The sequence below is a fragment of the Rhizobium croatiense genome (genome assembly GCF_019793465.1).
In the GTDB taxonomy this organism is placed as follows: Bacteria; Pseudomonadota; Alphaproteobacteria; order Rhizobiales; family Rhizobiaceae; genus Rhizobium; species Rhizobium croatiense.
The window spans coordinates 1-12,844 of the sequence record NZ_JAILYJ010000004.1 but is presented as its reverse complement, the minus strand read 5'-3'; the positions used below and the strand labels follow the sequence as shown (position 1 = coordinate 12,844).

Annotated in this window: 12 protein-coding genes and 4 pseudogenes; 5 read left to right on the top strand and 11 right to left on the bottom strand. The window is 62.5% G+C overall.

What is annotated here, in order from left to right; genetic code table 11:
- Positions 1 to 204: 204 nt before the first annotated feature.
- The gene (locus tag K6M89_RS08010) at positions 205 to 2,085 is read left to right on the top strand and encodes an ABC transporter ATP-binding protein (protein ID WP_222139044.1); all 1,881 of its coding nucleotides are present in this window, start codon (positions 205 to 207) and stop codon (positions 2,083 to 2,085) included.
- Positions 2,086 to 2,214: 129 nt separating this feature from the next.
- Here the strand turns inward: K6M89_RS08010 and K6M89_RS08005 are convergent, their stop codons facing one another.
- From K6M89_RS08005 to K6M89_RS07995, 3 genes and pseudogenes are all read right to left on the bottom strand, one after another.
- Positions 2,215 to 2,988: a phosphodiester glycosidase family protein gene (locus tag K6M89_RS08005; protein WP_222139043.1), complete on the bottom strand. Its 774-nt coding sequence runs from the start codon at positions 2,986 to 2,988 to the stop codon at positions 2,215 to 2,217.
- A 295-nt stretch (positions 2,989 to 3,283) separates the two neighbouring features.
- A complete protein-coding gene (locus K6M89_RS08000) occupies positions 3,284 to 3,457 on the bottom strand; it encodes a hypothetical protein (RefSeq protein WP_016733396.1) in 174 nt (57 codons plus the stop codon).
- 202 nt (positions 3,458 to 3,659) lie between these two features.
- Positions 3,660 to 4,187, bottom strand: a pseudogene (locus tag K6M89_RS07995) (adenine nucleotide alpha hydrolase family protein); the annotation flags it as partial.
- On the opposite strand from K6M89_RS07995, the pseudogene K6M89_RS30960 reads away from it, so the two are divergent.
- Positions 4,185 to 4,274 (top strand): annotated as a pseudogene (locus K6M89_RS30960) (Lrp/AsnC family transcriptional regulator); the annotation flags it as partial. The pseudogenes K6M89_RS07995 and K6M89_RS30960 overlap by 3 nt on opposite strands.
- Before the next feature lie 152 nt (positions 4,275 to 4,426).
- On the opposite strand, the pseudogene K6M89_RS30955 reads toward K6M89_RS30960, so the two are convergent.
- The 5 genes and pseudogenes from K6M89_RS30955 to K6M89_RS07975 all read right to left on the bottom strand — a co-directional run.
- Positions 4,427 to 4,682, bottom strand: a pseudogene (locus tag K6M89_RS30955) (SDR family NAD(P)-dependent oxidoreductase); the annotation flags it as partial.
- Between the two features lie 177 nt (positions 4,683 to 4,859).
- A complete protein-coding gene (locus K6M89_RS07990) occupies positions 4,860 to 5,858 on the bottom strand; it encodes a DUF808 domain-containing protein (RefSeq protein ID WP_222139042.1) in 999 nt (332 codons plus the stop codon).
- Positions 5,859 to 6,022: 164 nt separating this feature from the next.
- Positions 6,023 to 6,409 (bottom strand): hypothetical protein, encoded by a 387-nt coding sequence (locus K6M89_RS07985; RefSeq protein WP_222139041.1) that lies wholly within the window; start codon positions 6,407 to 6,409, stop codon positions 6,023 to 6,025.
- 206 nt (positions 6,410 to 6,615) lie between these two features.
- The gene (locus K6M89_RS07980) at positions 6,616 to 7,428 is read right to left on the bottom strand and encodes a hypothetical protein (protein ID WP_222139040.1); all 813 of its coding nucleotides are present in this window, start codon (positions 7,426 to 7,428) and stop codon (positions 6,616 to 6,618) included.
- A 376-nt stretch (positions 7,429 to 7,804) separates the two neighbouring features.
- Positions 7,805 to 8,458: an O-methyltransferase gene (locus K6M89_RS07975; protein WP_222139039.1), complete on the bottom strand. Its 654-nt coding sequence runs from the start codon at positions 8,456 to 8,458 to the stop codon at positions 7,805 to 7,807.
- A 95-nt stretch (positions 8,459 to 8,553) separates the two neighbouring features.
- On the opposite strand from K6M89_RS07975, the gene K6M89_RS07970 reads away from it, so the two are divergent.
- Positions 8,554 to 9,207: a TetR/AcrR family transcriptional regulator gene (locus K6M89_RS07970; RefSeq protein ID WP_222139038.1), complete on the top strand. Its 654-nt coding sequence runs from the start codon at positions 8,554 to 8,556 to the stop codon at positions 9,205 to 9,207.
- Between the two features lie 125 nt (positions 9,208 to 9,332).
- Here K6M89_RS07970 and K6M89_RS07965 read toward each other — a convergent pair whose 3' ends face one another.
- Positions 9,333 to 9,557: a hypothetical protein gene (locus tag K6M89_RS07965; protein WP_170964881.1), complete on the bottom strand. Its 225-nt coding sequence runs from the start codon at positions 9,555 to 9,557 to the stop codon at positions 9,333 to 9,335.
- Positions 9,558 to 9,801: 244 nt separating this feature from the next.
- Here K6M89_RS07965 and K6M89_RS07960 point away from each other — a divergent pair, with 244 nt between their 5' ends.
- Entirely contained in the window at positions 9,802 to 11,247 is a 1,446-nt protein-coding gene (locus K6M89_RS07960; RefSeq protein ID WP_222139037.1) for an adenylate/guanylate cyclase domain-containing protein, read from the top strand.
- A 40-nt stretch (positions 11,248 to 11,287) separates the two neighbouring features.
- Here K6M89_RS07960 and K6M89_RS07955 read toward each other — a convergent pair whose 3' ends face one another.
- Complete coding sequence (locus K6M89_RS07955) at positions 11,288 to 11,929, bottom strand: dihydrofolate reductase family protein (RefSeq protein WP_222139036.1); 642 nt, start codon at positions 11,927 to 11,929, stop codon at positions 11,288 to 11,290.
- A gap of 89 nt (positions 11,930 to 12,018) precedes the next feature.
- Between K6M89_RS07955 and K6M89_RS07950 the strand changes: the two genes are divergently transcribed.
- Positions 12,019 to 12,540: a winged helix-turn-helix transcriptional regulator gene (locus K6M89_RS07950; RefSeq protein ID WP_222139035.1), complete on the top strand. Its 522-nt coding sequence runs from the start codon at positions 12,019 to 12,021 to the stop codon at positions 12,538 to 12,540.
- Positions 12,541 to 12,747: 207 nt separating this feature from the next.
- Here K6M89_RS07950 and K6M89_RS07945 read toward each other — a convergent pair.
- A pseudogene (locus K6M89_RS07945) lies at positions 12,748 to 12,844 on the bottom strand (IS110 family transposase); the annotation flags it as partial.

Sequence of the window (12,844 nt, the reverse complement as noted above, 5' to 3'; positions counted from 1 at the left end):
CGTCTCTTCACACGCCGCATCCTGCCTCAATCGGATAGTGACGGCAATTGGACATTGCGACGTTGCTTCCCGGGCCCGAGCCATCGCGATAACGCCCCATTCGATCATTTTGAAATTTCTAATTGAGGTTGAGGTCGGAAGATGATCCCATGCGACCTGGCGTAGTTGAGTCCACGTCTCTTCCCCATTTGATCCGGGTGGCCAATGTCGATCTCAGATGCGATCTATCGTCCTTTCGAAACCTGGATCAGGCCGCTCGATATTGCATATCGGCCACTGCCGTCTAAGGGGCCAGTGGCCGTCCTTCTGCACTTCATTTCGATGTTTCGCGGCGTTCTGATTACACTTGCGCTTTGCTCCATAGTGTTCGAGGTGATCAACCTGACAATCGTCTGGGGGCTTTCGGTCATCGTCGATGGCGTGACGCAACAGGGTGCTGCCGCCTTCCTGGAGAAGGAATGGCTGCTGCTTGCTGTCCTCGGCTTTCTGATCTTTCCCGTGATGCCGATCGTTTCCTTCACGCTCAACACGCTAAGCTCGCATACATTGGGCATCGCCATGCCGGCTGCCATTCAGTGGCAGGGACACAAGGCGGTGGAGCGGCAGGACCTTGCCTTCTTCCATGATCTCTATGCCGGCCAGGTTTCCTCGCGACTGCAGCAGGTGTCTTCCGCCGTCCAGCAGCAGATCCTTGCCGGCTTCCAGTCCATCCCGCGCTTCCTGATGCAACTGGTCGGCTCCGTCGTCCTGCTCAGCGCTCTGGCCTGGCAGCTTGCCGTGCCGGTCGTCGTCTGGATCGTGCTCAACGTCGCATTCACCGCCAGGATCGTGCCTGTTTTCGTCGAGCGCTCGCGCCGCACGGCCAAGCAGCGCAGCATGGTGGCCGGCGCCATCACCGATCTCTACACCAACATGCAGATGATCAAGCAGTTTGCGGCCGAAGACAGTGAGGCAGGTGCAATCCGCCGCATCATTCAGAAGGCCGTGCAAACGCAGCACAGCGAGCAGCGTATCTATCGCTCGTCGGAAGTGACCGTCGTGGTTCTCAACACCCTGCTGTGGCTGGTCATGCTGTCGATCGGATTTTCCGGCCTCGTCAAAGGCTTCCTCACCGTCGGCGAGTTCGTCGGCGCGGTCTACATCCTCAACCGGCTGTCGTCGCAGATCTTCGTCTTCCTGCAGATGGGCCAGCAGATCTTCCAGGCGATCGGCACGATCAAGGACGCCATGCCCGTCATGACGACGCCGCCGACGATCAGCGACAGGCCGGATGCGAGCGAACTTGCCGTGCAACAGGGTGAGATCCGGTTTGAGAACGTCCGTTTCGCCTATAAATCGGGCAAGTCCGTAATCGACGATCTGTCGCTGACGGTGCGGCCGGGCGAGAAGGTGGGGCTGGTCGGCCTCTCGGGGGCAGGCAAGACCACGGTCGCAAACCTGCTCCTGCGCTTCTACGACATCAAGGCGGGCGCGATCCTGATCGATGGACAGGATATTCGCGCGGTCACGCAGTCAAGCCTTCGCCGCGCCATCGGCGTGATCGCGCAGGACGTCGCGCTGCTGCACCGCTCGGTCGGCGACAATATCCGCTATGGCCGGCCGGAGGCGACGCAGGAAGAGATCGAAAGGGTGACGAAGATGGCGAGTGCCGATGGCTTCATCGCCGATCTTGCCGACGGTGAAGGCCGTAAGGGTTATGACGCCTTCGTCGGCGACCGCGGCATAAAGCTGTCAGGCGGCCAGCGCCAGCGTGTCGCCATCGCCCGCGTACTGCTGAAGAACGCGCCGATCCTGGTGCTTGACGAGGCGACCTCGGCCCTCGATAGCGAATCCGAAGCCGCCATCCAGGATAGGCTGAACCTCGTCATGGAGGGAAAGACGGTGATCGCCATCGCACATCGGCTTTCAACCATTGCCAGGATGGACCGGATCGTCGTGCTCGATCACGGGCGGATCGTGGAAGAGGGCAGGCCGGACGAACTCGTGGAACGGGATGGTCTGTTTGCCCGGCTGTGGAAACGCCAGACCGGCGGTTTTATTCCTGAAGACATCGACGAAGCCTTGCCGGCCTCGCCGGCGATCTGACCGCGACGACGGGATGAAAAATCGCCTGTCAGTCGGGCGCCCGTTTTTCTCCGTCACGGTCGATATCGATGTTCGGCCGAATGCAAAGGCCGGCTGAGGATTGCGGGTGTCGATGCAATTTCCCGCGCGCTATTCCACCAGCCCGAAGAGCGGGCCATAGCCGCCGTGCCAGGACCAGTCGTTGCGTCCCATCTCCGGATTGTAAAGTCCGACGCCGCGTCCACCATCGAGAAACAAGGCGTCGGGACATTGCAGACGATCGCGGAAGAGCCGCGCGAAATCGTGGAAATTCACACCGTCTTCGCTGATCGCGAAGCGAACGATCCCGTTCTCGCAGACACCGACACCGCTTCGGCGGGTCCGGTCCGTCGAACCGATGATGAAGAGTGGATTGAGCCTGTTGGCGATGACGAGCATCGGGCCGGACTGGGTGGCGAAGCGTGCCTTGGGGGCGAGTTTGAGGAACACATCGGTCGGAAGAATGCCGGCCCCGGCTTCGCCCAGAAAGAACACGCCATTCGGCTTCTTGTAGAAATTCGGCACCTGGCCGGCGGCGCTTTGGGCAGCCGCCATATTGGCGGGTTTCAGTTCCCTGCCGTTCTCGACATACAGTCCCATCGGCGAAAAGTCGGCCCGGTACATGCCGGCATTGACGGCGAAAGTCAGCTTTCGCCCTTCGGCGCGAACGGCTTCAGCAAGGCTTGAAAAAGCGCGGTATGGCTCGCCGTCAGCGCCCTTCCAGAACAGACGTAGGTCGACTTTCCTCACTTCCAAGCTGCAGACTACGTATTGCGCCTCATCGAAGGTGACCTTTTCGCATTGTTCGGCCTGCGCGTGGTGCAGGGGCAATAAGGCTGCCAGCACGAATGCCAGAGCGAGCATGCCATGTTTTAGATAGGTCATTTGGGTCAGACATCCGATTTGGCTCGGCCGAGCCGGAATCCGGTTTCCGCTCTGGCGGCATTGCGGGGTGGGAACTCCGTAAATACCGCAATGATCGCTTTTCTGTAACTGGCAGCCGATGATTCATGCTGGGCGGCGTGTGAATATCTACGCAACTACCGGTGCAATGGATTCAGCCAGGTCGAATGCCTCGATGCGGTTCTCGGCGCTATCCGTGCCGGGTGGCGCCGGAGCTATGTCACCCTCACCTCGCCGCCGGCAAGTAGGTGAGGGTGGGGATCGTCAGCGGCAGTGCCTACCAGGCGGTACGGGCCGTGCCGAGGGCTGTCGTGTGCGAGGACGAAACCTGGGCGACGTGGGCCTTGAGCGACACGACGCAGTTTCCGGGATAGGTGAGCTTATGCAGCGTCAAATGCTTGAGCAACGCTTCTGCGTCGCGCTTCTCGGTCAGCGGAAATGTCACAGTCATGCGAGGCCCTCCAACGACAAACTGAGCATTGTAAAAGTTAATGCCGAGTTTCTTTTGCATCGCAACAAGAAAATTTTAATAATAAAATTAAAATCGATTAACTCTGGGCGCTCGATTTTTAAAATCGTTTGAAATTGTTCGACGATTATCGATCGGGTTGATCGGCGGCAGGAAGCGGTCAATCAGGCTTGCCGCTGCGAGCTCAGGCGCGGTGTCTTCCGTTACGGGCGGCCCAGTTTCTGAGGCGCAATCCGTTGAGCCTGATGAACCTTCGGCGTCGTGGTTGTTATAGGCGACCCGCCCTTCCTCGAAAGTGACGAGATCGGCGGAATAGAGCGAAGGAAGGGGAGGCTCGGGATATGACCGAGGCGTTTCCCTTGTAGAGCCTGAGCGTGACTTCGCCGCTGACGAAGGCCTGGCTACGGTCGATGAGGGCTTGCAGCATGTCCCGTTCGGGAGAAAACCAGAAACCGTTATAGATCAGCTCGGCGTAGCGGGGCATGAGCTCATCCTTCAGATGCGCGGCGGCGCGATCGAGGGTGATCGATTCGATGCCGCGGTGGGCTGCAAGCAGAATCGTGCCGCCGGGTGTCTCGTAAACGCCCCTCGACTTCATGCCGATGTAGCGGTTTTCCACCAGATCGAGCCGGCCGACGCGGTGTCGCCTGCCTCGGTCGTTGAGCTCGGCGAGCAATGCGGCCGGTGTCATCGGCCTGCCGTCCACGGACACCTGACGCGCATTCCGAGCGTGCTCAGCGTCAAGACCGACGTGCCGATGGAAACGCTGAAGCGGAGTTACGAGCTGCCGCTGCGATAGGCGCGGCTTACGCGCGGCGCCGTGTCAGAGGAGCGCCGTTGCTGCTCCAGACCGGCAGCAAGGCGTGCAAGCCGGGGAGTGGCCAATCGGTAATCCCTGGTGTCGGCGGGCAGACGGCGGCGATCCGCCGTCTGCATTCGTCGTCGTTCTGACTACGCCTTCAACGCTGCGGCATAATCGGCGGCATAAGTCTGCAGGGAACGCGGGGCCTGATCGGTCAGCGTCTCGACATCGCCGGCCACGACGGCGGGACCAGTTCTGGCGGACGGGATAGAAGATGGAGGCGAGAAAGCTTGCGTAATTGGCCGGTACGCCGGCGCCGATCAGCATGGCGATGAAAGCGTCGTCGGAGACGGCGTTGTAGGCGACAGGCTTGCCGATCGCTTTGGAGAGGACGGCGGCGGCCTGCGCGCAGCGTGCTTACGATGAAAGGGATGCCGGTTGATGGTGCTGAAGTCGTCGGGACATCCGGTCGGGCCGCAACGCGCCTGCCTTGCCCGCCCGACCGGCAGGTGAAGGATTCGGAGCCATCATGGCGCCTGCTCCGCCACCCGTGGCGCGGTATTCAAACCTGCTGCCGCTCGCTCAGGCGGTCCTTATCCGGCGCAGGCGTGTCGCGCACCACTGCCATGCGGGCGAAACGATGTAGCCGACGGCCGGGATTGTCGCCAGCCCGATGAGGATGCCAACGAGACCCGCGCCGGCCGCCTGAACCAGCCAGGAAAGCACGCCGCCGCCGGCCGGCACTGCGTGGGCGACGGCTTCCCCGGTATCGTGGAGGAGATGGCTCAGCCAGGCGAGGCCGAAGGTTTCGGCGCCGTGCACGATGATGCCGCCGCCGACCCAGATCATCGCCGCTGTCCCGATCAGGCCGAGCACCTTGAGAAGATAAGGCATGCCCTTCACCAGACCGCGCCCGAGGATGCGCAGGGGCGCGCCGGCTTGAGAAGGGGAGGAGCGCTGGGCAAGCCAGAGGCCGAAATCGTCCGCCTTCACGATCAGAGCGACGACGCCGTAGACTGCAGCCGTGATCACGGTTCCGACCAGGGCGAGAACCAGCGCCTGCATCGCCAGCCCCGACTCGGACAGGGAGCCGAGCGTGATCGCCACGATTTCGGCGGACAGGATGAAATCGGTCCTGATCGCGCTCGCGACCTTTTCGTCCTCGAAGGTCTTCGGATCGATGCTGATCGAATCGAGCCCCGCCTCGTGTGAATGGGCTGCGTGCGGGACGACGAGCTCGTAGACCTTTTCGGCGCCTTCGTAGCAGAGGTAGAGCCCGCCGAGCATGAGCAACGGCGTCACCGCCTGCGGCACCAGAAGGCTGAGGACGAGTGCTGCCGGCAGGAGGAACAGAAGTTTGTTCTTGAGGGAGCCGACGGCGATCTTCGCGATGATCGGCAGTTCGCGCGCCGCCGACAGGCCGGTCACATAACGCGGCGTGACGGCAGCGTCGTCGATCACGACGCCGGCGGCTTTGGCGCCGGCTCTGCCTGCCTGAGCGACCACGTCGTCCAGGGAAGCAGCGGCCGCCTTTGCAAGCGCGGCAACATCATCAAGCAGGGCAATCAGGCCGACACTCACAAGCAAACCTCTCGTTTAGGGATATGGATGGCGAAAATAGCCAATCGGACGGCAGCCGGAAAGAGGGGTGCCACGGATGGTTGGGGCGTGCGCCCGATCGAAATGGCAGACGGATCATTCGGCCGACGTTCGATCCGGCGGCCAAGCATCGATTTTGCCGGACTCTAGTCATCCTCGTCTTCGTCAAGGCCGAGGTGTTCAAGGCTGCGGAAGCGGCCGAGCCCAAGAGCAGCGAAAGCGTCGGCATGGCCGGCGGCCTCGACTGCGAGACGTCGCAAGGCTGCGTTGATCGGGTCGTCCGGGCCGATCGGGTCCGGCGTATCCGGTTTTGCGGCGCTGAATATCATGTCTCCGTCCGCGAATGCGGCGGCTGCCTGGGAACCGGTTCCGCCGAAATACTCCGTCTCGATATAGGCCAGCCGGCCATGTCCAGAGGCGGTCGTCAGAACCTGCTCGAGCGCGGCCGAGAGGCTTCTGAAGCCGTCGCGGTAGGCGCCTGGCTGAAGTTTCGTGTCGATCGATCTGCCGATCGCCCAAGGGAGCGATCTCAAGCCCGAACGGCAGTGCCGTGGGTTCAGGGCAATCTGCCGCCTGGGCAATTGCCGCCACGGCGGCGGGCGATCCGACGACTGCGACGATATGGTGCCCCATAATCCACCTCGAAATCAGAGCTTTCTGCGGAAGCTTTCGTGCTTGGGCAGATCTAACGGATTTCCCGGCTCGTGCAAGCGGAAGGCGAGCTGGCGTTCGACTGCGCTCACTCGATCTGGATATGAAGATGGTCGTCGTGGCGGGCGGCCCGGCAGCCCTGAAAGCGGACATGGGCGTCGGTGATGCCGAGCGCGTTCTTCAAATGCGGTTCGATGAAGATCTTCTGCAGGCCAAAGCGCGCGACCCCTTCCGTCGTCAGCCAGGCGACCGCCGCCGCGGTGCGCTGTTCCTCGATCCGGTAGGCCGGGAACAATGGCTGCAGCGCATCGAAATTCCAGCGGGTGGTGAGCCAGTCATGGCGGCCCGCGCAGGGCAGTTCGTCGCCCGGGCCAGGCTCCTCGAAGGCGAAATAACCGATCGGCGAGCGGGTGGCGCCATTCAGGAAGGCATCGCCGGCATCCTTGTAATAATAAGCGAAATCAAGCTTCTTGCCGTCAGCATGCGAGAGATGCGGCAGCAGCGGGAAACCGTTGACGAAGGGGAAATTCGCATCCAGCGCGAAGGTGACGGTGCCGGGGAATTGCGCGTCCATATGGGCGGCGAGCGCCTCTGCGAGATCGCGAAGCTTGGGCGTGACGTAATTGCGGTTCAGCGCGCAGTAGATCGGCGAGCGGACGATGAGCCTGTCTTCGGCGCTCGACAGGCAGGAGAGTGGAACGCGGCCGAATGCCGGTGCGGCAAACTGTGTGGCGACGGTCGCGGCGGCGTAGCAGAAAAGGAAGAGCACGAACTTGGCGGGAAATTGACTAAGGCCGCATATGCGCGCGGCGGCGACGGCGATGAGATAGGCGACGCCGCCGATCTGGGTCAGCAGCGTCAGGATGAGAGCGGCGAAGGCGTGGAGGATGAAGCGAAGCACCGGGCGGCCTTGCGAAAGGGAGGTTGCATTGCCTTAGGCGAGGGAGTGGGGATGTGCAAGATGGGCTGCGAGTGTGAAGAGGGGGCGGTGGGTTGTTCGATTTGCCCAAGGCAATGGGGATGTGCCGTGTGGCCCCCTCATCTGCCTGCCGGCATCAGCCTGGGCGAGCCACGGGTTTCGCCCGTCCTTGGGACCCCCGAGGGGAGAAGCGGAATCGTAGCAACGTCTCGCCTTCTTCGAGGCCTCGGGAAAGAATGGCGGTAAAGCGGCTTGCCCCTCCTCCCCAGCGGGGAGAAGGTAGGCGGCAGGCGGATGAGCGAGCGAGGGCTCTGAGCGTAAGCGAAGGCAAACACTCTTCATGCCGCCGCCCCTGATCTTAAACCCGCATCGACAGCTCGATATCGTCGGCGAACGGCGTCGAGAGGTAGCCGGCGGCGGGGGTGCGGACGCGGGCGAGATAGTCCGGGCTGACATCGGCGTTGTCGGCGACGATGAGGGCGCCCGGTCTCAGGCGGTCTTCCACCAGTTCCAGGATATCGCGATAGAGCGCCTTGGCGCCGTCGAGGAAGAGGAGGTCGATCGTTTCGGGCATGTCGACGCTCAGCGTTTGCAGGGCGTCGCCCTCCCTTATGTCGACGAGGTCGATCAGGCCGCCGGCCGTCAGGTTTTCGCGCGCCCGCGTGAGCTTCGAGGGCTCGAACTCGCTGGTGATCAGCCGGCCGCCGCCATTGTCACGCAGGGCTGCGGCAAGATGGAGGGTCGAGATGCCGAAGGAGGTGCCGAACTCGACGATGGTGCGGGCGCGGCTGCTGCGGGCCAGCATATAGAGCAGGGCACCGGCTTCGCGCGAGACGGGAAGCCAGAGGTCCTTCAGGCGGCCGTAGAGATCGAGATATTCGGTCTTGCTCTCAATGAGGCGCATGCGTTCCTCGCCTGTAAGCCCCGACATTGCAGGGCTCGTCGCCGCGTCGGCTTCCGCAAGCAGGGCATCGAGCAGGGGCGCCAGCGGCGCGGTCGTCAGTGTGGTCATGGGTGAATCTCCGTTTGGATTTGGGAGGGTGTTGCCTCGGGTAAAAAAATACGAATAATTCGTCGCATCTGCTAATCGCATTGCAGGACGCCGCCATGACAGACCGGCCAAGTACCCGGATTTTCTCTCGAAAATTGCCGAAGCAGGTTCGCTCCAACGAGCTCGTGGCGGCGATCCTCGATGCCGCTGCTCAGGTTTTGGCGCGGGAAGGCGCCCAGCGTTTCACCACGGCGCGGGTGGCCGAAAGGGCGGGCGTCAGCATCGGTTCGATCTACCAGTATTTTCCCAACAAGGCGGCGATCCTCTTCCGACTGCAGAGCGACGAGTGGCGCGAGACGACCGGCCTGCTCGCGACGATCCTGGAGAATGGGCAAAGGCCGCCGCTCGACCGGCTGCGCCGCCTTGTCCACGCCTTTCTCCGCTCCGAATGCGAGGAGGCGGCGATGCGGGTGGCACTGCATGACGCGGCCCCGCTCTATCGCGATGCGCCCGAGGCGCAGGCGGCAAGGGCATCGGGCGACCGCATCATCGAATTGTTCATGCGCGAGGCGCTGCCATTGGCGCCGGAGGCGACCCGGGCGCTGGCCGGCGACCTGATCGGCACGACGCTCGGCACGGTGGGAAAGCAGTTTTCGGAGGTTCCACGCAGTTCGGCGGAGATCGAGGCCTATGCGGACGCGATGGCCGATATGTTCTGCGCCTACCTGGAAAGGCTCGGATGTGGCCGAGGCGGGGACGGCAGGCATTGAGCGAAGGAAGCGGCCGTTTTCCAGAAAGGCCACGGCATGTTTCCGCATCAGCGCATTATTGGTGCGGCTTGAACGGTTCCCCTGTCGCTTCCCCGCAGCGCCGTGTCTCGCGTCGATGGCCGCTGCTACTGGTGGGCCATCCGTTTTGACAGTTCGGCAAGAAGCTGGTCGTGGTCGTGGCCGGGGTTGGTCTGGATGAGGTCGACGGCAAGCGCGATGGCACGGCGGCCTTCGATGCCGTCGATGTCGAGCTTCCTCTCTTCGCACCATTGCCGGACGGCGTCGGTGACAGTGGCAATCTCGCAATCGTCGAGCGGGATTTGGCATAGGAGCACGGTCGTTCCCCCCATGAAGCGGCGAGAGCAGATGTGGTCTCTCAAGCGGTCTCGCCGATGATCCAGTGGCCGACGTAGCGAGTCTAGCTTATTCCGAAGCAAAGCTACAGCTATTTTGGCGCGGTCCGGCGGCCGGCGGGCGAGCCTTGCCGTTGCCGGGTCCAAGGCTGCCGAAGGCGGACGCATGGCCTGTTTTTTGCTATAATTGCGGGAGCCGCCGTGGATCCCATGGTCTGGCCAATCGAGGCGCAGGTGTGAGATGAGCGATGTTCAGGAACGACTCCTCGACAGCAAGATGACCGAGATGGAGCTTGCCCGGTCCTGGGGCCCGCGCGTCATCTCCAAATTCGAAAGCCTGATCCGCAGCGGCGACGATTTCTCGCTCTACCGCATCAACCCGCTGGCTTTCGCGCGCGACCACGCGATCTCCGAGGCCGAAAGCATCGATCTCTTTCTCCATGCGACGCGCAGCGGTCTGTTCGAGATGAGCTGGGACGTCGTCTGTCCCCAATCCGGCATGGTGCTCGACAGTTTCGGCGCGCTGCGGACGCTGAAGACCCACTATGTCTGCGGTCTTTGCGACGTCTCCGGCGAAACGGACCTCGACGACTTCATCGAAGTGACCTTCACGGTATCGCCGCAGTTGCGCCGGCTGCCGTTTCACGATCCTGTCTCGCTTTCGGTCGAGGATTTTCACTGGAAGGCGCGGTTTCTGAGCGAAGCGCGGCTGCCCGGCCAGCAGGCCCGCTTTCTCGACGTCCTCAAGGGGATGGTGCGCGGCCTGACCTTTCTGGCGCCCGGGTCGGTCACGACGGTGAGGGCGGAGCTCGGCCTCGGGGCGCTCGCCGGCATAAATGTGCAGACCCAGGCGAGCTTCGTACTGCCGGTGGCAGGCGAGCCCGTGACGGTGCCGACGCGCCTGAGCGTCCGATATGACGGGCAGCGGTTCTCCGCTTCGCTGCCGGCGGTGCGGCCCGGTCCTGTCATCGTTGAAATCGAGAACTCGGCGACCATGCGCGGCTCGCTGCTGCTGATCAACTGGCCGCCGGAGATCCTGGCGCAGAGCACCAAGCCGGTTCTGGACTTCGATCCCTACATGTCGGGCGGCATGCTGTTGGCGCGCCAGACCTTCCGGCGTCTGTTCCGCTCGGAGCGCGTTGACGAGAGGGAAGGGCTCGGCATCCGCCAGGTGACGCTGCTGTTCACCGACCTCAAGGGCTCGACCGCGATGTACGAACGGATCGGCGATCTCAACGCCTATGCGCTGGTGCGCGAACATTTCGCCTTGCTCGGCGCCACGGTGCAGGAGCATTCGGGCGCAATCGTCAAGACGATCGGCGATGCCGTGATGGCTGCCTTCTCCCGCCCGGCCGATGCGGTTTCGGCGGCGTTGCATATGCTTGGGGAAATCGAGCGCTTCAACAGCGAACATGGCAATCCCAGCATCATCCTGAAGATCGGCGCCCATTGCGGCCCGTCCATCGCCGTGACCTTGAACGACAACCTCGATTATTTCGGACAGACCGTCAATGTCGCCGCCCGGGTGCAGTCGCTGGCCGATGCCGGCGAGATTTGCATTTCCGAAGCGCTGTTTTCGGCACCTGGTGTCGCCCAGTTGCTTTCCGGCCACCGGCTGGCCGCCTTCGAGGCCCCGCTGCGGGGCGTCGAGGGAACGGCATGCGTATACCGGGTGATGCCTGGCTAGGTCGGACGCTCATCACAAAGAAGCAGGCTTGAGCCGGCAGCTATTTTGCCAGCACGATATGGGTGGCGTGTTCGCTGGCGACATGTTCGGTGACGCGGAAGCCGAGGTCCGGCAGGTCGATGCCTGAAAACATTGCTTCGCCTTTGCCGAGCACGACGGGGGCGATGGCGAAGTGCAATTCATCGATCAGGCCGGCCTGCAGATATTGGCGCACGGTCGCCACGCCGCCGCCGATCTTGACGTCCTTGTCGCCCGCGGCAGCCTTCGCCTTGTCGAGCGCTTCCTCGATGCCTGAGGTGATGAAGTGGAAGGTTGTGCCGCCTTCCATGACGATCGGCTCGCGCGGGTAATGGGTGAGGATATAGGTCGGCGCCTGGTATGGCGGGTTCGGACCCCACCAGCCTTTCCAGGCATCGTCCGGCCACTCGCCGCGGATCGGACCGAACATGTTGCGGCCGAGGATGAAGGCGCCGAAACCGGCCATGGCACGGGCGGCATAATCCTGGTCAATGCCTTCAGAGCCGTCGTCCTTGCCGGTCATGGCGCGGAAGGTGCGGGTATGGAAGAACCATTGGAACATTTCCGGCCCCCGCTTTCCCAGGGGATCATTCAGGCTCTGCTCCGGGCCGGCGCCGAAACCGTCCACGGAAACGGAAAACCCTGCAACGCGCACCTTGGCCATGCTGTCCTCCATATGATTGCAATATGAAACTAGTTGTTTTCTCCCATAAGTGATCCTATAATGCAACTGGTTTTTACAGGAGATGCTTCGTGGATATTGAATTGCGGTCCGGCTGCCCGATCAATCTGACGATGGAAGTGCTGGGTGACCGGTGGAGCCTGATCATCATCCGCGACATCATGTTTGGCAACCGCCGGCATTTCCGCGATCTGCTCAACAATTCGGAGGAGGGGATCGCCTCCAATATTCTGGCGGCGCGGCTGAAACGGCTGCTCTCGCTCGGCTTCATCAGCAAGCGGGACGATCCGAGCCACAGCCAGAAGGCAATCTACAGCCTGACGGAGCCGGCGATCCAGCTCGTGCCCGTCTTCGCCATGATCGGCGCCTGGGGCAGGCGTCACCTGCCGGTGACGGAGGATCTCAGCATTCGCGCGCAGCTTCTGGAAGAAGGCGGGCAGCCGCTCTGGGACGAGTTCATGGAGGATCTCCGGCAGATCCACATCGTCGATCCGGTCGGCGGGGCGAACGGGATGGTGACTTCGGCGGTGCTGGCGCGGCTGACGGCGGCGTTTCTGAAGGTGCGGGGGAAGATGGCGGCTGGGGTGGCGTAAGCGAAGAGCGATATTGGAAGGTGTGCTGGGCAGCCCCCTCATCCGACCCTTCGGGCCACCTTCTCCCCGTTGCGCTGGGGAGAAGAGGGAGCAAGGCGTTCGCGAAGTGCCCGAACGAAAGCGACCTTCAAGGCAATACATGATGAGATCGATGCCGAAGCGCCATTTTCCCCTTCTCCCCCTCGGGGAGAGCGACTGTCTTTTTTGTCAAGCGTTTTGCCATGGTCGTCCGTCCCTGATGATGGCATTGAGGATAGTGAGCAGCTTGCGCATGGTGGCGACGGTTGCGACGATCTTGGGCTTG